Below are 20077 nucleotides of genomic sequence, written 5' to 3' on the forward strand. Positions count from 1 at the left end.
CAGAAAATAAACACCTCGAGCTGTTCTTGGGAACTGGGAATCGAACACGCAGGTGACCCGTCTGCGGACACAGTTCCGTTCCGGAGCCAGGTCCACGGGCCGTCCGAACCCTACCTCTAACCCCCTCGAGTGCGACTGGGAGGTATGAGCGACGCCACAGACCGTTCGACCGATACGGACCTCGCGGATCGGGACTGGCGACTGATCCGGGATGAACCCCGGAATGGAGCGACGCAGATGGCCCTCGAGGAGATCGCCGCACGAACGGCTCTCGAGGACGACGTTCGAACCGTCCGCACGTACTCGTGGGAGCCGAGCACGCTCTCGTTGGGGTACCGGCAGGATGCCGACACGGTCGACTGGGCGTTCTGCGAACGGGAGGGGATCGACGTTACCCGTCGCCAGACCGGTGGCGGCGGCATCTATCATGATCGGGACGCCGATATTTCGTACACGATCGTGGCTCCCGCCGACGAGGTTCCGGGGAACCTGATGGACTGTTACGAACTGTTCTGCAAACCCATTCTCGAGGCGTTCGACCGGATGGGCGTCGACGCCGCCTTCGCGTCGGCCGAACAGGACGCGATCTATCAGCCCTCGTGCTATCTGCGGGACATCAATCCGGCACACGACATCGTCGCGCCCGCGGGGGCGGGCGCAAACGCGAGCGCGGGAAAGATCAGCGGCAACGCCCAGTACCGCCAGCGCGATGTCGTCATCCAGCACGGGTCGATCAGCTACGATCTCGAGCCCCGGAAACACGTCGGTGTCTTCGATACCGAACTCGCGGAATCGACGTTCACCGATCGGGTGATGAGCATTCATGACGAAGTGGGGATTGATCGCGACGACGCGGTTGCGACGATCGCCGGGGCACTGCAGGACTGGTGTGACGCCGGGGAGTCGACTTGGAACGACGGCGAACTCGAGGCTGCTCGGGACCTCGCCGACCGGAAGTTCGGTTCTGATGCGTGGGTTCGGAATCGGGAGGTGCTCGAGGTGGACAACCAGTGACCGTCGGCGATCGACCGGCGTCTCGTAGACGGGCTCGAACGATTGCTGCGGTGGCGCGTGCTGTCCTGCGATGAACGATCAGTGAATCGCAGGAGAACACCGCGCGAGGGATGAGCGAACGGAGTGAGCGAATCGGCTGGGGTGGACGTGGTATCCCTAGTTGCCAGAAGCAGGTGACAGCCGTTACTCCGGTATGATTTAACCAGGCAGTTCGGAATCGATCACCGGTTCTCATACTGGCAGCTATAGTAGTCGTTGAAACGATTTACTCACCGCTTGCACTCGAGCGGCCAGCACCGTTCGTGCTGGCCGCTGATTCGCGAGCGGGAGTGCAATGACTTTCAACGACTACTATAGGTATTTCCACACCCTCCCCAGCCGATTCGCTCGGTCATACATCCCTCGCTCATCCACAGGAAGACGCTTCCGTCTTCCACGCCTTCGTTCACTCGTTCACGAAGACCTCGCGCGGATTCGATCGACGGTTCGCCAGTGGCGAACCGTAGCGCGGCACGCGCCACCGCACGTCTATTGGCCGATATGGAGATGCCGTCCGAACTCGAGGCGCTCCGTTATACCTATCACGACCCGGTACTGACGGGAATCCATGACGATGAAGGTCGGCGCACACGTTTCGATCTCCGGTTCGCGCGTCTCGTCCGACGAGGAAACACCGCCCTATGACGATCTCCGCAACGCGGTCCACCGCCAGACCGCCTTTGGCGGCAACTGTGGGCAGGTGTTTACCACCTCGCCGCAGGTCTGGGCACAGCCCGAGATCAGCGACGAGGCGGCCGCGGGCTTCCGGGAAGCGAGCGACGACCGACTCGAGGGGCCGTGGGTCATCCACTCGGCTTACCTCGTCAATCTCTGCACGCCGAAAGACGACCTCCGCCGGAAATCCATGGAGAGCATGCAGGCGGAACTCGACGCCGCCGAACGACTCGGGATTCCGTACGTCAACGTCCACCTCGGAGCCCACACCGGCGCGGGCGTCGAGGGCGGACTGGACAACGCCGCGAGCGTCATCGACGACCTCGAGGTGCCCGACGACGTTCGGATCCTCATCGAGTCCGACGCGGGCAGCGGGACCAAGCTGGGCGGCGAGTTCGCGCACCTCGCGGGGATCATCGACCGCACCGAGACCGATATTGGCATCTGCATCGACACCGCCCACACGCTCGTCGCGGGCAACGACCTGACGACGCCCGAGGCTGTCGACGAGACCATCGGCCGCTTCGACGACGTAGTCGGACTCGAGCACCTCGAGTACATCCACCTCAACGACTCGAAACACGACGTGGGCACGCACAAGGACGAGCACGCCCACATCGGCGAGGGCTACATCGGCGAGGACGGGATGAAGGCCATCGTGAACCATCCGGATCTTCGGGAGCTCCCCTTCGCGCTCGAGACGCCGACGGAGGACGGCCGCGGCTTCGCGTGGAACATTCAGCGGGTCAAAGAGCTTCGCGACGACGAGTAGCCAAAATCGCCAGGGTAGCGCCGAACGTCACAGACTTGCAGCGGATCCGAGAAATCGACCCGTTTTTACTCGAGACGCTCGAAACGCCGTCCGTGCGCGAGTTCTCCGAATCCTATCTCAGTCGGACCCGCGAGGGGATGTGGGCCGATTCCCGCGACGCGCTCGAGCCGCTCGCCCTCGACTCTCGCGACCGGGTTCTGGACGTGGGCTGTGGAACCGGCGAGTTGAGCCGCGTCCTCGCGACAGAGTCGCCGGGCGAGGTGATCGGCTGTGACGCGGATTCCGACCTGCTCGCGGTCGCGAGCGAGCACGTTCCCACCGTTGCCGGCGACGCCGTTCAGCTACCGTTTCCCGACGATACCTTCGATCTCGTGGTCTGTCAGGCACTCCTGATCAACCTCCCCGATCCCGCGGCCGCGCTCGAGGAGTTCGTACGCGTCTCCACCGACCTCGTCGCGGCCGTCGAACCCGACAACGCCGCGGTCGAGATCGACTCGAGCGTCGACGCGGAAGGCCGACTCGAGCGACGGGCGCGGCGGGCCTACCTCGAGGGCGTGGACACGGACGTGGCGCTCGGGGCCGGCGCTCGCGACGCGTTCGAGACGGCGGGGCTCGAGGTGCTCGAAACTCGCCGGTACGACCACGTTCGAACGGTCGAACCGCCGTACAGCGACGGCGCGCTGATGGCGGCCCGCCGGAAGGCGACCGGCGACGGGCTGGCCGACGACCGGGAGACCATCCTCTCGGGGGCGGTGACCGAGTCGGAGTACGACGACCTCCGCAGTTCGTGGCGGGAGATGGGGCGAACCGTCGTCGAGCAGATGGGGGCGAAGGAGTATCGTCGCGCGGAAACGGTCCCGTTTTTCGTCACCGTCGGGCGGGTCGCCTAGTCCGGTTTCGACACGGGAGTCGAGCGGTAGCGATGGACGCGTTGTGATCCGTCTCACCAGGGGAGAAGCGCTCGCAGCCCGCTACCGACCAGTCCGCCGACGAACCCGTCGATGGCGGTCAGCACCGAGAAGGCGAGCACGATCAGAACGACGCTCGGCAGTCCGAGTCCCGTGAGCATCGGGCTGATCGGGCCGATCGACGTGAGTACCAGCAGCGGCAGTTCGTTGTACAGTCCGAGAAGCGTCCCGAGGAACGCCGTCACCGTTCCAGCGACTCCGCCGACGATCGCGCTCGCGATCACCGCGTGACCGATGCCGGGGACGATTCGACCGACGGCGTACGCGGCGATGAACCCGGCGACGACACCCCCACTGATACGAGTGAGTAGCGGGACCATCAGTCCGGTGAGATTGACGAGAACGCCGACTGTGGCGGTACCGACGACGATCCACGTGTCGACCGCCTCGATCGATGTGTCGTTCGCTTCGACGCCGACCGTCTCGTATTCGCTCATCTCACACTCTCACCACGTTTCTGAACGTCGCTTCCGATTGCGTGCGTCTGCATACTATAGTAGTCGTTGAAAGTCATTGCACTCCCGCTCGGGTCGTGTTTAGTTTGTAGCATTGTACCAGACGGCGAAGGCTTGGAGCCATGACTCTGCTGTTGATGGTTTTGTGTGACTGAAGCAGTTTGAGAACGAAGAGGTACGTCGTTTTATCTCACGAAAGACACGTTCAGCAGCGTTCCGGTTTCCATGTTTTTCGTATCGAAATCGGAGCCCAGATCGACGGAGTGCAGTCTGGAGGTGTTTTGCTCCATCGACGAGAAACATGGCATCGTCGAGGTCATGTTTCTCAGTGAGTTCCTGCAGGAATCGCTCTGTCAACGCGGTCGTAGTCGTCGAATACAGCCGTGTATGAAGGATATTGTTCGTTTCCGGATCAACAGCAGTGTACAGCCAATACCGATGTTCGTTGAGTTGAATCACTGTCTCGTCGAGCGCAACGTGATTCGGCTTCTCATCCTCTGCCGGCTGTAGATCGCACTTATGAACCCAATCGTGGACTGCCTTGCGACTCCGTTCGACACCAAACTTCTCTAATTCTCGAACTGTATTCGAAAGCGAGAGACCTGCAAGATGGAGCCGAATACCGAGCTCCATCAGCTGACGCGGTGTCCGCTCTCGCTCCACAAAACTCAAATCGATCCAGTCGCTACATCCACTGAGGCGGTGGATTTTTGGCATAGAGCACCACAAAATCGTACCGCCTCACTTTTCACGCTTAACGAAACAGCACCCCCGCTCGCGAATCAGCGGCCAGCACGAACGGTGCTGGCCGCTCGAGTGCAAGCGGTGAGTAAATCGTTTCAACGACTACTATAGCTCAGCGGCTCGGTCGTTTCTCGAAGGAAGTCGGTCGATTCCACAGTCGTTTCCTCGAGGTGATCACCGGTTTCGGTGGCCGTCTCTTCGACTTGATCACCGGTCTCATTGACGGTCTCCGCCGTCTGATCGCCCGTCTCTTCGGTCGATTCGACGAGCCGTTCGTCTGACTCGCTCGGTTCGCTGGTGACCGTCTCCGTCACGTCTCCGGTGGTGTTCTCGACGTGGTCAACCGTTTCGTTGACCGTTCCGTCGGTGTGGTCGACGGTATCGCTGACCGTCTCTTCGGTCCGGTCGAGCGAGTCGTCATGTTCTCGTTCATGCGAACGGGGATGGCGTTCATGGCGGTCGGGATCATGGAGGCGGCGTTCGAGGACGCGCTGGCGTACGCCCAAGAGCGCGAGACGTTCGGCGAACCGATCGGCCAGCACCAGCTGGTTCAGGAGAAGCTCTACGACGTTCGGACGGCGATCGAGACCTCGCGCGGCCTCTCCCGCAGCGCCGCCGAAGCGCTCGTCGACGGGGATCCGGACGCTCGACTCCGCTCCTCGCTCGCGAAGGGGTACGCCTGCGAACAGTCGATCGACGCGACCAGCGACGCGCTGCAGGTGCTGGGCGCGTCGGGGCTGGACCTCGAGAACCGCATGGAGCGCTACTATCGGGACGCCCGCGTGATGACGATCCCGGACGGAACCACCGAAATCCAGAAGCTCATCGTCGGCAAGGAGCTGACCGGAATGAGCGCCTACTGAGCGGTCGGCTCGCTCGCGATTCGGTTCCGATCGGTTTTCTCGGTTTCATCGGCCCCGTCGGCTGCGATGCCGCGAGCTGCTTGGACCCTCACACGGACCGTTGTAAGTCATTTCCGGAGCGATCGCGAACCGTCCTGCGGTTGCTCCGGGGACATCGTTCCAACAGACCGTGTCAGCCGTCGGATCGAACGACGATCCGATCGTTCACCGTTTCGATGTTGCTGACGGGGATCCGCAGTCGACCGTCATCGTCAGAGAGGCTGGTGATCACGGACGACGGGCCGCTGTCGGAGTCGACGACGAGGTCGCGGAGGGAGCCGGATTTGGGATCCATCGTGATGGTAGCGAGCGTCCCGTAGTCGGTGCCGTCGATTCCGACGATCGGTTTGCCGCTGAGACGTCGCGCGAATAATTCGCTCATATGGTTTCGGCCCACATCCCGTAGTAAATGATTTTGGTCTCCCAGTCGATAAACTTAGTTTAGATATCATGTCCGGCAACCGCGCGTGACGGTATAAACCACCGCGGATACGCGGAACAAGGCTGAGGCACGTCACCGATGACCGATGGATAGGCATCGACGATGGCAGATTCCAACGCCAGCACCGGGCCCGACGCTGGCTCGAACGCCGACCCCGACGAGCCGTCGTCTCGCCTCGCGCCGGCCTCGCTCATCGAGACGATCGAGTCCCTCGAGTTCGACGCTCGAGAGACCGAAGCCGCCGTCGCGGGCGGGCTCGCCGGCGGCTTTCAGGCCGCGCTGGTGATCCAGCTGTACGATACCGACGCGATCAGGCGGGTCGGTGCGATCTTCGGCGTCCCGACCCTGAACGGCGGCTGGCTCGCGATGTTCGCGCTCGGGGTGCTGTTCGCGCTGCCGTTCAGCGTCTTCGTCTCGAGTTCGATCGACGCGTTCGTCTCGACGGTCATGCTGCTCTCGAGTCGCAACCGACTCCTACGGAAAGTCCTCGTCCCGCTGCTCAAGCGGTCCGCGCTCACGACGACGACGCTCGCGCTCGGCAACGGCTACGGGGTCGTCGTGGGCGTGATCCTCTCCCTCTTTCTGGTGCCCGTCTGGTTGACGGTCGCGATGGGTGTGCCGATGGCGATTCCCAACGTCACGGTCGGCGGCCTCGTCGGCGTCGTCGCGTGGGCCCTCTACGGCGGGACGCTCGGGCTGGTGTACGGACTGATCCTCGAGTACTGATTCGCACTGGTCAGCGGATATTACAGCCAGCCAGCGTCTGACAGCCGTCCCATACAGTGGGTCGCGACGGGTGTTTTCGGGAAAATCTGGCAGAATTACTCGGTCTGTCGGTGTGCATATGGAACCCATACCATGTGGTACGTTAGCACGACAACTGTTAAATGGATCATTCACCTTCGAACAGGTATGTCTACGAACCAGACGGACAGTGAGTCTCGCACGGACAATCTGGAGGGTGACATGTCCTACCTCCTTCTCGTTCTCCAGGTGAGTCTACTGGCACTACTCATTTTCATGGTAGTGGGGTGGGCGAATCTCACTCTCAACGCCTTCCTCGATCCGGAACGGGTCGTCACGGAGTTCGTCTGGGCGCTTCCGGGCGTCTTCGGAGTGGCGGCAGCCTTTTTGCTCATCAGTTACCTGTCCCGGTAGCCGTTCACTACCCCCGACCTCATCGCGAGCCGCAAACTGACTCCCCCGTCTGGTCGAACTGTGCAAAGACGCACCAGTCGCGATACCGCGAGGATACGGTCTCGACGGCGCTGATGAAGGAGAGGGCTGACTCAGGTTGTAGAACTCGAGCGGTTACGAGCGATCACAGCGAAATGCCACCGGATCGCCGCCGATCGGTGGCTGGAAGACCGCCCGCCGTCGAGCGGAATCAGAAGATGAACCGGGAGTCGACGTCGGCCGAAATTTCGGCGAGGTCGACCGCCGCGTCGGAGTACTGCAGGAACTGTCCCGCGGTGCGGAGTTCACCGCCTCGGAGGACGGGGTAATCGACGCGATCGAGGACGCCGCCGACGAACTCGGCCAGAGCTTCGAGACGGTGCGCGGTAACGTCGCCTACATCATGGACTCGACGTTCGAGGAGGAGGGCGTCAGCACCTCGTTCAACGAGAGCATTAGCGGTGCCAGCCTCGAGCACGACGAGGTCGGCACCGGCGACCCCCGTCTGGAAGCGCTGGAACTGTACAAGCTCCGCCAGCGGATATAGATGTACGAGATCACGTTCCACCTCGAGGACGGGACGGAGACCGTCGCGGTCGGCTCGGAGACCGTCGCGGTCGGCTCGGACGAGTACGTCCTCGACGCGGCCGAGCGTGCCGGCCTCGAGCTACCCCACTCCTGTCGAAACGGGATGTGTACCTCCTGTGCGGGCGAGTTACTCGAGGGTGACCTCGACGGGCGCGAGTGGACGGCGCTCACCCCCGAACAGGCGGACGACGGCTACGTGTTGCTGTGTTGTTCGTACCCGCGAGCGGACAGCGAGATCCGGGTCGGAGAGCGGGAACAGGACGACCTGCTCGGACTCGACGCTCTGTAATTCGGAACAATCGCTTCGAACCGCGCTCCTCTCGTGTGATCGGGTGTGCAGTGACTGTCAGTCAGCGGGATGGACGTCGGTTACCGTCCCCACGCCCTTGCTGCGGCCCTCGCGGAAGACGAACTTCTGGCCCTCCTCGACGAGGTACGGGCGGAACTTGAACCGGACGGTGGTCTCGCCCGTATCACCCGGCAGGAGTCGGCCGTTTTCGGGGTAGAAGGCCGCGGCCTCGCCGATCGTCTCGAGGTGGACGACCGGTTCGTACCCCTCGCCGATTCGGGTGGGGTGATTGAGCACCATGACTTCGGCCTCGAACTCCCGGACGGGGTCCGGATCAGCGTCGCGGGGCAGGAGGACCATGCCGCGCTCGACCGCGCTCTCCGTGATTCCCTTGAGTGCGATCCCGACGATCCGGCCGGCCTGGGCCTTGTCGACCCGGTGATAGTGCATCTCGATCGAGCGAACCTCGACCTCCTGGAACCGGCCGTCGGCCATCGGGCCGAGCAGGAGTTCGTCGCCGGCCTCGACCTCGCCGGCCATGACCGTCCCCGAGGCGACCGCACCGACGCCAGTCACCGAGTAGCTTCGGTCGACGTACATCCGGAACTCGCCGGTGTCCTGGGACGTTTTCGGGAGCCGATCGAACAGTTCGTCCAGCGTCTCGAGGCCGTCCATCGTGATCGCACTGGTTTCGACGATGGGAACGACGCGCTCGCTAACCTCCTCGACGGCGGCGTCGATGCCGTGGCGGGCGACCCGTAGCGGCGATTTGTCGACCTCCCGGAGGAGTCGCTCGACCTCGCGTTCGACTTCCTCGATGCGCTCCTCGTCGACGGTGTCGGTTTTCGTGATCGCGACGATCGTCGGGAGGTCCGTGGCGAGCAGGACGCCGAGATGTTCGCGGGTCGTCCGGGTCGGCCCGTCGTCGGCATCGACGACCAGCAGGCCGTAGTCGAGTTTCTGCCCGACGAGGCCGCGGATCGTCGTCCGAAGCCACGGCTCGTGGCCGACGGTGTCGACGAAGGAGACGAGTCGATCGGCCTCTTGGACGACTTCGGCGCGGTCGGCCTTTCGGTTCGGATTCCGCACTCGAACGGGTCCGTCGTCGTCGAAGCCGTAGACGGCGTAGGAGAGATCGGCCGAAAGGCCGCGTTCGACCTCGTGGGGCTGTACGTCGAGGAATGCGCGCGTCGCACCGTCCCCATCGTCGGGTTTGCCCGTTACGAGCGAGCCTACCAGGGTACTCTTTCCGTGATCGACGTGGCCCGCCGTCCCGACGACGACGTGTTCGTCGTCCGTCTCGAGGACGCCGCCCTCCTGAACCTGAGCGACGCCGACGATACCCTCGTTAATCCCCCAGGTCTGCACGTCTTCGATGTGTGCGTCGGCCTCCTCGGCCAGCAGGGAGAGGACGTCCATCGTCTCGGAGAAGGTGTCGGGATCGATCCCGGCGAGGCCGCCGTCGTCGGTAACGCCGACGACGTACGTCGCCTCGCCGTCGCCCGAAAGGAGTCGGTGTCGGAGTTGCGCGGCCAGGCTCTCCCGTCGTCCACCCTCGAGGTGGACGTCTCGTGACAGTCGTTCCTTGAACTCGACGTTGCCACCGTCCTGTTCGCCACGGTCCAGGGCTCGCTCGAGGAGAGCCCGGTCACGGCTCATACCCCCTGGTAGCGGGGCACATGGCAAAAGCCTTCCCGTGTATTGACAATGTTTGACATGGTACAACTCCTGAACCGAAGAAAACTACGCCGGTAGGGACTCGAGCGCCGCGAAAGCGCCCTGCAGTGTCCGATATCGTCGCGTGGCCGCGCGCCCGAGCCGAACGTGCCGGGGCCGCTTTCAAGCCCCTCGAGTCCGTCCCTCGAGTCATGAGCGTCAGTGGTCTCTGTCAGATCTGTGAATCACGTCCGGCCCAGGAGCGGTGTTCCAACTGCGGGACGCTCGTGTGTGCGATTCACTACGAGGACAGCATGGGGTTGTGTGCCGACTGCGCCTCGCAGGCACAGCCGGGCCCCGGGAACGACGACGTAGAGATCAACCAGCTCTGACCCGACCGACGAAACCGAAGACAGCAATCTCGTGACCTCGATACGCGACCTGCTCGGCGAGTCACTCGGCGTCGGCGAGACGTATCGGCTCCGACTCGAGGAGCACGACGGAACCCTCGTCGCCGACCACCCGAACGACTCGAGTCCGATGGACATCGCCGTCGTCGAGGGGTTGGACGGACTCGAGGAGCGGCCGCCGGCGGAGCCAGTCACGGTGGAAGTCGTCGCTCGAGTGGTCGACGGTCGGATCGCGGGGCGGGTAGTCGATGCCGATTCGGACCACCGGTAGAACGCCAGCGAGCAGGCGACGAACTATTACTCGTCTCGATATCGACGGACTGCTACTCGTCTCGGTACTGATTGAGCCGCTTTTTGAGTCGCTTCGCGGCTTGCCCGCTGGCAGTAGCGAACTCTTCACCACGATCCTCGCCGGCGAAAATGATTCCGCGCGAGGAGTTGACCAGTCCGACGCCGTCGGCCAGCCCGTACTCGATCGCCGCTTCGGCGTCGCCGCCCTGTGCCCCGATTCCGGGGACGAGGAAGGGGAGATCCGGCACCTGCTCGCGGAGGTCCTCGAGTTCCTCGGGCTGGGTCGCGCCGACGACGAGCCCGACGTTGTCGTTTTCGTTCCAGAGATCCGCCAGCGCGGCCACTCGCTCGTAGACGGACTCGCCGGTCTCGAGTTCGAGGTCCTGTAGATCCGCGCCGCCCGGGTTCGAGGTCCGACAGAGAACGAAGACGCCGGCCTCCTCGTTCGCCAGGAACGGCTGCAACGAATCGCGTCCCATGTAGGGGTTGACGGTGATCGCGTCGACGGTTTCGAGCAGCCGTGCGTACTGCCGCGTCGTGTTCCCGATATCGGCGCGCTTGGCGTCGAGCAGGACGGGAACGCCCTTCCCGTGGGCGTAGGCGACGGTCTCCTCGAGGGCGCGCCAGCCGTCGGGGTCCTCGTAGAAGGCCGCGTTCGGCTTGAAGACCGCGGCGTGCTCGTGGGTCGCGTCGATGATGCGCCGGTTGAACGCCCACCTGGGGAGGTCGTGTTCGTGCAGGTGATCGGGAATGCGCGATTGGTCGGGATCGAGGCCGACCGAGACGACGCTGTCGACCGTTCGGATGCGGTCGTGCAAGCGGTCGAAGAAGTTCATATCGAGAGTGGTCACGCGACAGTCGAAAAGGTTGCTATCCGCTGTTCAACGGCCGGTAGGGGATCGGTATTGGTGCCATCGGCCCGACAGCGGACGAGCAGTGGCGTGCCACGCTACACCGAACCGTTCCAAATACTTTAGACATCAGCTACTTCGTTCCTATAATCGTTTGCCACTGTATGGGAATTCAACAGAACGCGATGTCGTTTTCGCGGCAGCTTCGCGAACGGGTCCGATCGACGCTGACGAACGAGACGGGGACGGCGGACGACGAGTCTCCACACAGTGAACACGGGGACGCGGATCACGTCTCGAGTTCGTTCGGAAATCTCTTTCACTGCTCGCGATGTGGTGACGTCTATATCGCCACCGAGAAACGCATCTGCTCGGGATGTGACATGGAAGTCGAACAGGTCCGATCGACGCTGGCCTGAAGGGGCGCTACCGACCTCGGATACCCTCTCGCGCCGTGTTCGAACGTCGATTCTGGTTCCGACTCGTTACGCCTCGAGCACTTCGATCAGGTTCCCTTCAGGATCTCGCAGAAACATGATCGTGGTGCCGCTCTCGGTCGTTCGGGGCTCGCTGAGCGTCGGTACGTCCTCGGGGAGCGCTTCGGCGAAGGACTCGAGGTCGTCGACCGAGAGACCGACGTGGGAAGCGCCCGGTTGATTGAGCCCCGCCGTCGGGGACCCCCTCGCTTCGGGCTCGTATTCGACGAGTTCGATCCGGGCACCGTCCGCCTCGAGATGTGCGAACTCCGCGCTCGCACCCTCGACGCCGACGGCGTCGGAGAACGCCTCGCCGCCGACGCTGAATCGGTCGGCGACCGGCAGATCGAGCACGTCGCGGTAGAACGCGAGCGTCTCCTCGAGGTTGGCGACGGTGATCCCGACGTGATGTGCGCTGAGCGCTGTCATGTGTAGGGCGTGTGAGCGCGAGCGAAAAACGCTTCCGTCTGTGCGGTCGGTCACGTCCGGCGGTCTGCCGGGACCGTGCGGTGGATGCGAATCAATTCATGGGAGTTCCGACCGGGTCGCCGAGCCGAATCCTATAGTAGCCACTGAAACGATTTACACGCTGATCGCAACGCAGTCGTGCGATCAGGTACGCATTGACCTTCAGTGACTACGATAGCTTCCGAGATATCTCCGAGGACAACGTTTCTCCCGAACGACCGTCCAATGATGTCTACCGGTCGAACGCAGCCGATGCCGGATTCGAGACGCGAACCGCATCGCCGACGCGGCTCCGTCAATCGTCCCCGGTCGAGGCCTGCTCGCTCGTCTCCGTTCCCGGACCGGCGGCCATCGTCGGCGCGTCGCTCGTCGAGACGGGGCCCTCCGCCTCGAGTTCGGCGAGGGACTTTGGGAACGTGCGGAGCCCCTTGTGAATCGCGAGCCCCGCCTTCGCCCCCTGTCCCATCGCGACGGGGATCTGGTTGTGGCCGGGAGTCAGGTCGCCGACGGCAGAGAGGCCGTCGACCGAGGTTCGGCCGTGGTCGTCGACCGCGACCGTGCCGTCGTCGTTCAGATCCGCACCGAGCGACGCTGCGAGGCCGTTGTTGTACTCGCTGCCGTACATCGCGAAGCCACCTCTGTACTCCCGCACCGTTTCGTCGGCGAATTCCAGTGCCTCGAGCCAGCCGTCGTCGCCGTTTCGGACACCGGTAACGTCCTCGTGGACGATATCGACGGGGTGTCCCTCGAGCAGCGTCGCCGTCTCATCGCTCCAGGTCGGCTCGTCACCGCGGAGCAACAGATCAACATCGTCGGTGAAGTTGAGCATGATCATCGCGACGTGCGCCGCGCTCTCGCTGTGGCCCATCACGTAAACCGACTCGCCGACGAACATGTACGCGTCACAGTGTAGACAGTAGTGGAGCCCGCGCCCGGTTCGGGGCAGCGGCGGCTCAGGTCGCTCGTCGGTAAAGCCAGTCGCGAGGACGACTCGCTCCGCGACGGCCGAGCCGTCGGTCGTCTCGAGCGCGAACGAGTCGTCGACTCGTTCGATCCCCGTCACGAACTCCCGTCGGTAGTCGGCGCCGTACGACCGGAGCTGGTCGACGGCCGTAGAGAGGAAGTCGGCCCCCGACACCGATTCGGGGGTCCCGATGACGTTGTGCGTGTCCTGCATCATCGCGGCGCGGCCGCCGCCGCGGTCGAAGACGACGGTCTTGTGACCGAGACGCGCGGCGTACAGTGCGGTCGTCAGCCCCGCCGGGCCGCCACCGACGACGGCGACGGCGTACCGGTCATCGTCCGTACTCGACTCGGGAGTCGTTCCTTTGGAGTTACTCATAGTAACCCGGTAACGCTCCCTCACCCATAAACGTCAGCTAACGATGGCGTTACTCGGTTACGAGATGGTAAGCGCCTCCCGGTGACGGCGGTTCGGTAGCGAGAGCGCCATTCGGCTGTTCACTCAGGGGTAACTGAATGTAAGTAGGTTACAAGATGTAACTATATGGTGCGGCGGGCCCTCACTGCCGACTATGGATGAGTCGACACGGGGAGTCGAAGTCTGGTGTTCGGGCGAGGACTGGTGTCCGATCACCTCCACGGCAACGCTGATCGGGAAAAAGTGGCACACCGTCATCATCCATCGACTGCTCGAGAACGGACCGCTCGGGTTCAACGCGCTCGAGGAGGAGGTCGACGGCATCTCGAGCAAGGTCCTTTCGGACGCACTGGACGACCTCGAGGAGAAGCGGCTCGTGACCCGCGAGATCGTCAGTGAAAAGCCCGTCCGCGTCGAGTACTCGTTGACCGAACTCGGCGAATCGCTCGAGCCGGTCATCGTGGAGATGCGAGACTGGGGGAGCGAACACCTCGTGGCAGCATCCGACGAGGATAGTTCGGTCGCGTGAGCCGGTCGTGAGAACGGGATCGAGCCGTTACTCCTCCGGCTGGAGTTCCGGCAGGCCGGCCTCGATCTCGTCGCGTCGGTCCTCCAGCCACTCGGGGAAAACGAGGCGCTCGCCGAGTTCCTGGAGGCCCTCGTCGACGGTGTATCCCGACTCCTTCGTGGCGAATGTCTTCGGGCATACGCGGACGTATGCGAGTCAGTGTCAATACACCCGGGAACGAACGGGGCGCTCGTCGAGGCTGCCCTCGGGTCTCACGAACGCTAGTCTCGGGCGTCCGCCTTCGGGAACAGATCGTCATTGAGAGAATACACGTGCTGTCTGGCGTCCGCGAACGATATCTGCGAGTCGACAAGGTCGTGTTCCTCGAGTTGCTGTAACGCGTAACGGACCGTTCGAGCGGGGAGCATCGTCTCCTCGGCGAGTCGAGACTGGGTGAGGCTTCCCTCGTGTGCGAGGACCGTCAGCACGAGTTTGGCACTCGGCGGGGTCTCGTCGACGGCGTCCGGGGCGGTTTCCGCGGTGAGAACGACCTGGTCACTCATGTATTGTCCCTCTCGCCGCGAACCGTCTTTAATGATGTCTTGCAATCCGCATCGTTGAACCAGCGGTCGTATCGGAGCCCTCGCTGAGTCATCGGCAGCGTCACTCCCGGAGGAAATCGCTCGCGAGTCCGGGGAAGACCGTCTCCCCGAAGTGGACCGCGAGGACGACGACGATCGGACCGAGGAACAGCCCCCACCAGCCGAACGCGAGCGTGCCGAGGAAGTAGCCGAGGAGGACGAGACCCATGTGGACGCCGCTGCGCGCGGAGAGGAACGACCGCGCGAAGAAGTCGGGGATGGTGTCGACGACGACGAACGTGAGCGCGAAGAACGCGATCGGATGCCAGAGCGGCTTCGGGGTCGTCAGCGCGACGCCGAGGAGAACCAACCCGTAGGGGACGTAGACGATTTTCATCCCGACGGCCGGGATCAGCGTCCCGATCCCGATGAGCAGGGAGAGCAACACCGGCGTCCCGACGACGGTCCCGCCCGAGGCGACGAAATTGAGCCCGTAGTACGTGACGGCGGCGGCGGTGGCTGCCACCAGGATAACCGCTAGATTGCTGAGGAAGACCGTCTCGAGGTCGTCGTCGACCGCCTGGGTGTACGAGACGATGTCGTCGTCGTGGTCGATACTCTCGTAGAACCACCGACGCAGTTTCCCGTCGTCCCGCAGGAGGTAGAAGAGAATCGTGAGCATGAGAAAGAACCGGGCGAGGACCGAAAACACCTCGCCGGCGACCGACAGCAGTCGACCGACGGCTCCTGGGACGCCCTGTCGAAGCGCGCCCGCGAACGAGCCACCGCCTCCGCTCCCGATCGCGTCTCGAAGCTCGCCGACGTTTCCCTGACGAATCGGCTGCAGATACGGTTCGAGGGTCGACCGGTAGGCCTCGAGGTCGCTCGCGGCGAGGAGCTGATCGAGTTCCCTGAGCCCGACGACGGCCGCGTAGGCGACGACGGCGATCATCGGCAGGATAACGAATAGGATCGTGGCCGTCGTGGTCACGTTCGGATGGTCGATGACTCGATCGAGCTGTCGGTAGAGCGGCCGCGTCGCGTAGTACAGGAAGATCGCGAAGAGGAACGGACCGATGTACCTGAAGAGAGCGAGGCCGATCAGCGCCGCGAGGACTGCTCCGAGCACGACCCAGGCGACGCGCTTGCCGTCCCAACTGTCGAACACGCCCATGGTCACTGCCACAGGAGTGAGCGCCAAAAACGCCCGTTCCGGAAAGTGAAACGGTACTCGATGCGTGACCGTCAGCTCGAGGAACTTCGTGCGAGTCTCGGCGCTCGCCGACGGCGAGCGATCGCGCTGACGGTGTTACTCGATCACGGCTCGTACCTGAAGGTACTCGACGCGGATCGCGTTGTCACCGAACCAGTCCTCGAGCGCGGCGACCGCGTCCCGGCGGAGCGCGGCGCGCGCGTCGTCGTCGTTCATGCGCCGGAGGACGGGCGAAAGCGGGCCGGACTCCTCGGCGAACTCCCGCCAGAAGTGATGTGGCGTGGCGTATCGGAACTCGAGCAGTCGGCGCTGGAACGAGCAGTCGGTGACGTCGGCAAACTGGTCGCGGACGAAAGCAGGCTCGCCCCACTGCAGGTGCGACCACGGATCGCTCGGCGCTTCGGCGACGTGGTCGGTCAAGACTTCCGTGAGGTCCCCGACGACGCCGTTGGGCGACCACGCGGTGAAACAGACTCGACCGCCGGGTTTCGTCACGCGTCGGAGTTCCGCGCCGGCGCGGGTCGAGTCCGGCGCGAAGACGTGACCGAAGTTCGAGAGGACCACGTCGAACGCGTCGTCCGGGACGGGCAGGGCCTCGGCGTCGCCGGTGAGCCAGCCGATATCGGCTTCGGCGGCGAGCGAGGCGTTGTCACGGGCCAACTCGAGCATTCCGTGAGCGAGATCGAGGCCGACGACGTTCGCGCCCGCTCGACGGGCTGTCAACGCAGCGTTGCCGGTCCCGCAGCCGACGTCGAGGACGCGGTTGCCCGGATCGATCCCCGCGGTGTTGACCAGTCGCGCGATGGCGGGCAGCATGTTCGGTGCCATCGCGGGATACCGACCGGCCGACCAGACGTGTCTCGCCGATCGATCGTCGGGCTCGGTGGGATCGTCCATAGTTGGCGGTCGGTCGCCAGTGCCAAAAGTCGATAGCCGCCTCGAGCCGTCTGTCGATCGCTGCGACTTCCGAACCGATCCACGACCACTGTTTTGTGGCGCGCGCTCGTGCTATCGCTATGACGCAAACGGCCGTCATCGCCGGCGTCGGTCCCGGCCTCGGCGCATCGATCGCCCGAAAATTCGTCGACGAGGGCTGTCAGGTCGGGCTGTTCGCCCGTTCGGCAGACTACCTCGAGGAACTCGCGGACGACCTCGGCGACGACGCGCTCGGCGTTCCGACGGACGTCACGGATCCCGACGCAGTTGAGGCGGGCTTTCGGGAGGTCCGCGACGCGTTCGGCTCCGTCGATATCCTCGTCAATCACGCCAGCGGCGGTTCGTGGACGGGACTGCAGGAGATTTCACCGGACCAGTTCGAACGGGCGTGGCGGACGTCGGCGTACGGCTCCCTGCTGTGCTCGCAGGAGGCCGTCGACGACATGCTCGCTGCGGACGGCGGGACGATCATTTTCACCGGTGCGACCTCGGCGGTTCGCGGCCGCGGCGGCGCGCTCGGATTCAGCGCGGCCAAGTTCGCCGTCCGCGGGATGGCGGAATCCATGGCAAGGGAGCTCGGTCCCGCGGGGATCCACGTCGCCCACGTCGTGATCGACGGCCAGATCGAAACCCCGGAGGTTCGGGAATTACAGCCCGACCGCGACGAGGACGAATACCTCGATCCGGACGCCATCGCCGACTCCTACTGGCACCTCGTGACGCAGGATCGGTCGGCGTGGACGCTCGAGCTCGACGTTCGGCCCCACGTCGAGGAGTTCTGACCCGAAATCGAAGGCCTCCGCGAGCGAGCGCTTATTTTCCGCGGGGTGGACGGACCGGGTATGACTCGGATTGCACTGATCGCCCACGACGCGAAGAAGCCGGACCTCCTCGAATTCGCTCGAGCGCACGAGGAACAACTGCGAACCGACGAGCTGATCGCGACCGGAACCACCGGGCAGCGGCTCGTAGACGAGACCGACCTCGAGGTCGAACGCACGGAGTCAGGACCGCTCGGCGGGGACCTGATGATCGGTTCGGAGGTCGCGGCGGGGAAACTCGACGGGATCGTCCTCCTCCGGGATCCGCTGGAGCCCAGCCACACGAGCCCGATATCTCGGCGCTGTTGCGGATCTGTGACGTTCGCGACACGGCGCTCGCGACGAACCTCGCCTCCACAGCGTTCCTCATCGAGGGGCTCGCAGAGTAGTTTCATCGGGTGCTCGCGGAGTAGGTTTCTCGGGTGCTCGCGGAGTAGGTTTCTCGAGTGCTCGCAGAGTAGTTCGTCGTCGGCTCCGAGGAGCGATCACTGCGGAGGGAGCACCGATCTCGCATCTCCGCGAGGACACGCTATTTAATGCGTCGGCTTCGTACATACTGGTATGACTGTCTACGAGAGCGACCTCCCCGGCGTCGGGAAGAAGTTCGAGGTCGAACTCGAGAACGGGGAGCGACTCGTCATCGTGACGCACAATACGGGGAAACGAGAGGTCTATCTGAAGGCGGACGGGGATGCAGACAGCGAGAAGATGTTCGAAGCATCTGACCGGCTCGCCCGGAAGATCGGCACGATCCTGGAGGGGGCGTACTTCCAGCCGGTGCAAGCCGAACAGGTGGAGACGATGCTCTCCGATGATACGTACCTCGAGTGGTACGGCGTCGCCGAGGAAGCCGAAGTCGCCGGCCAGAGTCTCGCCGAGGCGAACATCCGCGAGCGGACGGGTGTCTCGATCGTCGCCATCCAGCGCGGTGAGACGTTGATCTCGCCGCCGACGCCGGAGACGATCCTCGAGGTCGGCGATACGCTGGTCGTCATCGGCGACCGCGAGGACTGCGCCCAGTTCGAGAAACTGCTTGGAGCAGGGTTCGAGGAGTGAACGGGACGAGTACCGCCGCGGGGGTGATCGGTAGTGGCGACTGAAACGGCGCTCGTCGACGTCGGGATCCTTTTTACCGCGGTCGCGTTCGCCGGCATTCTCTCGAGTTGGATCGATCAGTCGGTGATCCCGTTCTATATCATCATCGGGATGGTGCTGGGATCGAACGTGCTGGGTGAACTCCCCGCGCTCGCCGGGACCGATGTCGGCATCGGCGGTGTCACTGTCACCGTTCCCGAGGTGACGATCGGCGGGATGGACCTCCTGGCAGCGCTGGGCGGACTCGCGCTCGGTGAGACGGACTTCATCGTCGTCGGGGCCGAGATCGGGATCGTCCTCCTGTTGTTCTTTCTGGGCCTCGAGTTCAATCTGGACCGACTGCTCGCGAGCAGGGACCGGATCGGCAAGGCGGGGAGCGTCGATCTCGCGATCAACTTTGGGACCGGGCTGGTCTTTGGCTACCTCGTCTTCGGGAGTTTCCTCGCGGCCTTTCTCACCGCCGGGATCGTCTACATCTCCTCGAGCGCGATCATCACGAAGTCGCTGATCGATCTGGGCTGGATTGCCAACGACGAGGCGGAACCGCTGCTCGGGACGCTCGTCTACGAGGACCTGTTCATCGCGGTCTACCTGACGATCGCGTCCGCGCTGGTCCTGGGCGGCGGCGATGTCGGAGCGGCCGCCGGCCAGATCGGCATCGCGATCGGCGTCATCCTCGCCTTGCTCGCACTCGTCACCTTCGGGACCGGCTTCTTCCAGCGCTTTCTGGACGCCGATACCAACGAGTTCATCGTCGTCCGGGCGCTCGGCGTCACGATCCTCGTCGCCGGAATCGCGCTCGCGCTGGGCGTTAGCGAGGCCGTTGCCGCGTTCTTCGTCGGCATGACTTTCTCGTCGACCGACCACGTCCACGACCTCGAGCGACTGCTCGAGCCGCTCCGGGACGCCTTCGCGGCGATCTTCTTCTTCTGGATCGGCCTCGTCACCGATCCGGGACTGTTCACGCTCTCGATTCTCGGGATGATCGTCGCCGCCGTCGTCGTGACGACGCCGACGAAACTCGTCAGCGGTTTTCTGGGCGGCCGGATCTACGGTCTCGACGACCGTCGCTCGCTCCGGGTGGGCTTCGGGATGGCCACCCGCGGCGAGTTCTCCCTGATCATCGCAAGCCTCGCGCTCTCAGGGGCCGGCAGCGGTATCGCCGCTGAAACGGCACAGACGATCTACGCCTTCACCGTCGGCTACGTCCTCGTCATGAGCATCCTCGGCACGTCGCTCATGCAGTACTCGAGCCGGATCGAACCCGTCGTCGTCTCGGCGCTCGAGCGGCGGCGCTCCGGCGCTACCGAACCGGTACAGGAGTGA

Annotated in this window: 26 protein-coding genes and 2 pseudogenes; 16 read left to right on the plus strand and 12 right to left on the minus strand. The window is 63.9% G+C overall.

Annotation, left to right across the window (positions count from 1 at the left end):
• Positions 1-144: 144 nt before the first annotated feature.
• From ACEWFR_RS17865 to ACEWFR_RS17875, 3 genes are all read left to right on the plus strand, one after another.
• On the plus strand, positions 145-1014 hold the full coding sequence (locus ACEWFR_RS17865) for a biotin/lipoate A/B protein ligase family protein (RefSeq protein WP_374062326.1): 870 nt from the start codon (positions 145-147) through the stop codon (positions 1012-1014).
• 613 nt (positions 1015-1627) lie between these two features.
• Entirely contained in the window at positions 1628-2500 is an 873-nt protein-coding gene (locus tag ACEWFR_RS17870; RefSeq protein ID WP_374062381.1) for a deoxyribonuclease IV, read from the plus strand.
• Between the two features lie 92 nt (positions 2501-2592).
• The gene (locus tag ACEWFR_RS17875; RefSeq protein WP_374062327.1) at positions 2593-3390 is read left to right on the plus strand and encodes a class I SAM-dependent methyltransferase; all 798 of its coding nucleotides are present in this window, start codon (positions 2593-2595) and stop codon (positions 3388-3390) included.
• A gap of 53 nt (positions 3391-3443) precedes the next feature.
• Here the strand turns inward: ACEWFR_RS17875 and ACEWFR_RS17880 are convergent, their stop codons facing one another.
• The 3 genes from ACEWFR_RS17880 to ACEWFR_RS17890 all read right to left on the minus strand — a co-directional run bounded on the left by ACEWFR_RS17880 (position 3444) and on the right by ACEWFR_RS17890 (position 4981).
• Positions 3444-3905, minus strand: a complete 462-nt coding sequence (locus ACEWFR_RS17880; protein WP_374062328.1) for a hypothetical protein — start codon at positions 3903-3905, stop codon at positions 3444-3446.
• A 99-nt stretch (positions 3906-4004) separates the two neighbouring features.
• Positions 4005-4640 (minus strand): IS6 family transposase, encoded by a 636-nt coding sequence (locus ACEWFR_RS17885; RefSeq protein ID WP_374062329.1) that lies wholly within the window; start codon positions 4638-4640, stop codon positions 4005-4007.
• Positions 4641-4762: 122 nt separating this feature from the next.
• Positions 4763-4981: a hypothetical protein gene (locus tag ACEWFR_RS17890; RefSeq protein WP_374062330.1), complete on the minus strand. Its 219-nt coding sequence runs from the start codon at positions 4979-4981 to the stop codon at positions 4763-4765.
• 54 nt (positions 4982-5035) lie between these two features.
• On the opposite strand from ACEWFR_RS17890, the gene ACEWFR_RS17895 reads away from it, so the two are divergent.
• Positions 5036-5530, plus strand: coding sequence for an acyl-CoA dehydrogenase family protein (locus tag ACEWFR_RS17895; RefSeq protein WP_374062331.1), 495 nt, complete (start codon positions 5036-5038; stop codon positions 5528-5530).
• A 172-nt stretch (positions 5531-5702) separates the two neighbouring features.
• Here ACEWFR_RS17895 and ACEWFR_RS17900 read toward each other — a convergent pair whose 3' ends face one another.
• On the minus strand, positions 5703-5951 hold the full coding sequence (locus ACEWFR_RS17900; protein WP_374062332.1) for a PRC-barrel domain-containing protein: 249 nt from the start codon (positions 5949-5951) through the stop codon (positions 5703-5705).
• 162 nt (positions 5952-6113) lie between these two features.
• Here ACEWFR_RS17900 and ACEWFR_RS17905 point away from each other — a divergent pair, with 162 nt between their 5' ends.
• The 4 genes from ACEWFR_RS17905 (at position 6114) to ACEWFR_RS17920 (ending at position 8064) form a co-directional block, all read left to right on the plus strand.
• On the plus strand, positions 6114-6737 hold the full coding sequence (locus ACEWFR_RS17905; protein ID WP_374062333.1) for a hypothetical protein: 624 nt from the start codon (positions 6114-6116) through the stop codon (positions 6735-6737).
• A 186-nt stretch (positions 6738-6923) separates the two neighbouring features.
• Positions 6924-7169 carry a hypothetical protein gene (locus tag ACEWFR_RS17910; RefSeq protein WP_374062334.1) on the plus strand — a complete coding sequence of 82 codons (246 nt, stop codon included), beginning with the start codon at positions 6924-6926 and terminating at the stop codon, positions 7167-7169.
• A gap of 397 nt (positions 7170-7566) precedes the next feature.
• The gene (locus tag ACEWFR_RS17915; protein WP_374062335.1) at positions 7567-7734 is read left to right on the plus strand and encodes a hypothetical protein; all 168 of its coding nucleotides are present in this window, start codon (positions 7567-7569) and stop codon (positions 7732-7734) included.
• Positions 7735-8064, plus strand: a complete 330-nt coding sequence (locus ACEWFR_RS17920) for a 2Fe-2S iron-sulfur cluster-binding protein (RefSeq protein ID WP_374062336.1) — start codon at positions 7735-7737, stop codon at positions 8062-8064.
• A 57-nt stretch (positions 8065-8121) separates the two neighbouring features.
• On the opposite strand, the gene ACEWFR_RS17925 is transcribed toward ACEWFR_RS17920, so the two are convergent.
• On the minus strand, positions 8122-9723 hold the full coding sequence (locus tag ACEWFR_RS17925; protein ID WP_374062337.1) for a GTPBP1 family GTP-binding protein: 1602 nt from the start codon (positions 9721-9723) through the stop codon (positions 8122-8124).
• Between the two features lie 209 nt (positions 9724-9932).
• Between ACEWFR_RS17925 and ACEWFR_RS17930 the strand changes: the two genes are divergently transcribed.
• Positions 9933-10112, plus strand: a complete 180-nt coding sequence (locus ACEWFR_RS17930; protein WP_374062382.1) for a hypothetical protein — start codon at positions 9933-9935, stop codon at positions 10110-10112.
• A gap of 31 nt (positions 10113-10143) precedes the next feature.
• Entirely contained in the window at positions 10144-10401 is a 258-nt protein-coding gene (locus tag ACEWFR_RS17935) for a hypothetical protein (protein WP_374062339.1), read from the plus strand.
• Positions 10402-10453: 52 nt separating this feature from the next.
• On the opposite strand, the gene pyrF is transcribed toward ACEWFR_RS17935, so the two are convergent.
• Positions 10454-11257: an orotidine-5'-phosphate decarboxylase gene (gene pyrF / locus ACEWFR_RS17940; protein WP_374062340.1), complete on the minus strand. Its 804-nt coding sequence runs from the start codon at positions 11255-11257 to the stop codon at positions 10454-10456.
• 179 nt (positions 11258-11436) lie between these two features.
• On the opposite strand from pyrF, the gene ACEWFR_RS17945 reads away from it, so the two are divergent.
• A complete protein-coding gene (locus ACEWFR_RS17945; RefSeq protein ID WP_374062341.1) occupies positions 11437-11691 on the plus strand; it encodes a hypothetical protein in 255 nt (84 codons plus the stop codon).
• A 66-nt stretch (positions 11692-11757) separates the two neighbouring features.
• Here ACEWFR_RS17945 and ACEWFR_RS17950 read toward each other — a convergent pair whose 3' ends face one another.
• A complete protein-coding gene (locus tag ACEWFR_RS17950; protein ID WP_374062342.1) occupies positions 11758-12177 on the minus strand; it encodes a VOC family protein in 420 nt (139 codons plus the stop codon).
• 334 nt (positions 12178-12511) lie between these two features.
• Complete coding sequence (locus ACEWFR_RS17955) at positions 12512-13558, minus strand: NAD(P)/FAD-dependent oxidoreductase (protein ID WP_374062343.1); 1047 nt, start codon at positions 13556-13558, stop codon at positions 12512-12514.
• A 193-nt stretch (positions 13559-13751) separates the two neighbouring features.
• On the opposite strand from ACEWFR_RS17955, the gene ACEWFR_RS17960 reads away from it, so the two are divergent.
• Positions 13752-14126, plus strand: coding sequence for a winged helix-turn-helix transcriptional regulator (locus tag ACEWFR_RS17960; protein ID WP_374062344.1), 375 nt, complete (start codon positions 13752-13754; stop codon positions 14124-14126).
• A 27-nt stretch (positions 14127-14153) separates the two neighbouring features.
• Here the strand turns inward: ACEWFR_RS17960 and ACEWFR_RS17965 are convergent.
• The 4 genes and pseudogenes from ACEWFR_RS17965 to ACEWFR_RS17980 form a co-directional block, all read right to left on the minus strand.
• A pseudogene (locus tag ACEWFR_RS17965) lies at positions 14154-14291 on the minus strand (ring-cleaving dioxygenase); the annotation flags it as partial.
• Positions 14292-14386: 95 nt separating this feature from the next.
• The gene (locus tag ACEWFR_RS17970) at positions 14387-14668 is read right to left on the minus strand and encodes a MarR family transcriptional regulator (RefSeq protein WP_374062345.1); all 282 of its coding nucleotides are present in this window, start codon (positions 14666-14668) and stop codon (positions 14387-14389) included.
• Positions 14669-14768: 100 nt separating this feature from the next.
• Positions 14769-15860: an AI-2E family transporter gene (locus ACEWFR_RS17975; RefSeq protein WP_374062346.1), complete on the minus strand. Its 1092-nt coding sequence runs from the start codon at positions 15858-15860 to the stop codon at positions 14769-14771.
• A gap of 135 nt (positions 15861-15995) precedes the next feature.
• On the minus strand, positions 15996-16796 hold the full coding sequence (locus tag ACEWFR_RS17980) for a class I SAM-dependent methyltransferase (RefSeq protein ID WP_374062347.1): 801 nt from the start codon (positions 16794-16796) through the stop codon (positions 15996-15998).
• A 119-nt stretch (positions 16797-16915) separates the two neighbouring features.
• On the opposite strand from ACEWFR_RS17980, the gene ACEWFR_RS17985 reads away from it, so the two are divergent.
• From ACEWFR_RS17985 to ACEWFR_RS18000, 4 genes and pseudogenes are all read left to right on the plus strand, one after another.
• Positions 16916-17617: an SDR family NAD(P)-dependent oxidoreductase gene (locus ACEWFR_RS17985; protein ID WP_374062348.1), complete on the plus strand. Its 702-nt coding sequence runs from the start codon at positions 16916-16918 to the stop codon at positions 17615-17617.
• 60 nt (positions 17618-17677) lie between these two features.
• Positions 17678-18045, plus strand: a pseudogene (locus tag ACEWFR_RS17990) (methylglyoxal synthase).
• A 172-nt stretch (positions 18046-18217) separates the two neighbouring features.
• Positions 18218-18712 carry a cation:proton antiporter regulatory subunit gene (locus tag ACEWFR_RS17995; RefSeq protein WP_374062349.1) on the plus strand — a complete coding sequence of 165 codons (495 nt, stop codon included), beginning with the start codon at positions 18218-18220 and terminating at the stop codon, positions 18710-18712.
• A gap of 33 nt (positions 18713-18745) precedes the next feature.
• A complete protein-coding gene (locus ACEWFR_RS18000) occupies positions 18746-20077 on the plus strand; it encodes a cation:proton antiporter (RefSeq protein WP_374062350.1) in 1332 nt (443 codons plus the stop codon).

This window comes from Natrinema sp. H-ect4 (assembly GCF_041894845.1).
Classification (GTDB): domain Archaea; phylum Halobacteriota; class Halobacteria; order Halobacteriales; family Natrialbaceae; genus Natrinema.

Coding starts and splice junctions, on each gene's coding strand:
- ACEWFR_RS17865 (WP_374062326.1), top strand. CDS start 145: ATGAGCGACGCCACAGACCGTTCGACCGATACGGACCTCGCGGATCGG.
- ACEWFR_RS17870 (WP_374062381.1), top strand. CDS start 1,628: ATGAAGGTCGGCGCACACGTTTCGATCTCCGGTTCGCGCGTCTCGTCC.
- ACEWFR_RS17880 (WP_374062328.1), bottom strand. CDS start 3,905: ATGAGCGAATACGAGACGGTCGGCGTCGAAGCGAACGACACATCGATC.
- ACEWFR_RS17885 (WP_374062329.1), bottom strand. CDS start 4,640: ATGCCAAAAATCCACCGCCTCAGTGGATGTAGCGACTGGATCGATTTG.
- ACEWFR_RS17900 (WP_374062332.1), bottom strand. CDS start 5,951: ATGAGCGAATTATTCGCGCGACGTCTCAGCGGCAAACCGATCGTCGGA.
- ACEWFR_RS17905 (WP_374062333.1), top strand. CDS start 6,114: ATGGCAGATTCCAACGCCAGCACCGGGCCCGACGCTGGCTCGAACGCC.
- ACEWFR_RS17910 (WP_374062334.1), top strand. CDS start 6,924: ATGTCTACGAACCAGACGGACAGTGAGTCTCGCACGGACAATCTGGAG.
- ACEWFR_RS17920 (WP_374062336.1), top strand. CDS start 7,735: ATGTACGAGATCACGTTCCACCTCGAGGACGGGACGGAGACCGTCGCG.
- ACEWFR_RS17925 (WP_374062337.1), bottom strand. CDS start 9,723: ATGAGCCGTGACCGGGCTCTCCTCGAGCGAGCCCTGGACCGTGGCGAA.
- ACEWFR_RS17930 (WP_374062382.1), top strand. CDS start 9,933: ATGAGCGTCAGTGGTCTCTGTCAGATCTGTGAATCACGTCCGGCCCAG.
- pyrF (WP_374062340.1), bottom strand. CDS start 11,257: ATGAACTTCTTCGACCGCTTGCACGACCGCATCCGAACGGTCGACAGC.
- ACEWFR_RS17945 (WP_374062341.1), top strand. CDS start 11,437: ATGGGAATTCAACAGAACGCGATGTCGTTTTCGCGGCAGCTTCGCGAA.
- ACEWFR_RS17950 (WP_374062342.1), bottom strand. CDS start 12,177: ATGACAGCGCTCAGCGCACATCACGTCGGGATCACCGTCGCCAACCTC.
- ACEWFR_RS17955 (WP_374062343.1), bottom strand. CDS start 13,558: ATGAGTAACTCCAAAGGAACGACTCCCGAGTCGAGTACGGACGATGAC.
- ACEWFR_RS17960 (WP_374062344.1), top strand. CDS start 13,752: ATGGATGAGTCGACACGGGGAGTCGAAGTCTGGTGTTCGGGCGAGGAC.
- ACEWFR_RS17970 (WP_374062345.1), bottom strand. CDS start 14,668: ATGAGTGACCAGGTCGTTCTCACCGCGGAAACCGCCCCGGACGCCGTC.
- ACEWFR_RS17975 (WP_374062346.1), bottom strand. CDS start 15,860: ATGGGCGTGTTCGACAGTTGGGACGGCAAGCGCGTCGCCTGGGTCGTG.
- ACEWFR_RS17980 (WP_374062347.1), bottom strand. CDS start 16,796: ATGGACGATCCCACCGAGCCCGACGATCGATCGGCGAGACACGTCTGG.
- ACEWFR_RS17985 (WP_374062348.1), top strand. CDS start 16,916: ATGACGCAAACGGCCGTCATCGCCGGCGTCGGTCCCGGCCTCGGCGCA.
- ACEWFR_RS17995 (WP_374062349.1), top strand. CDS start 18,218: ATGACTGTCTACGAGAGCGACCTCCCCGGCGTCGGGAAGAAGTTCGAG.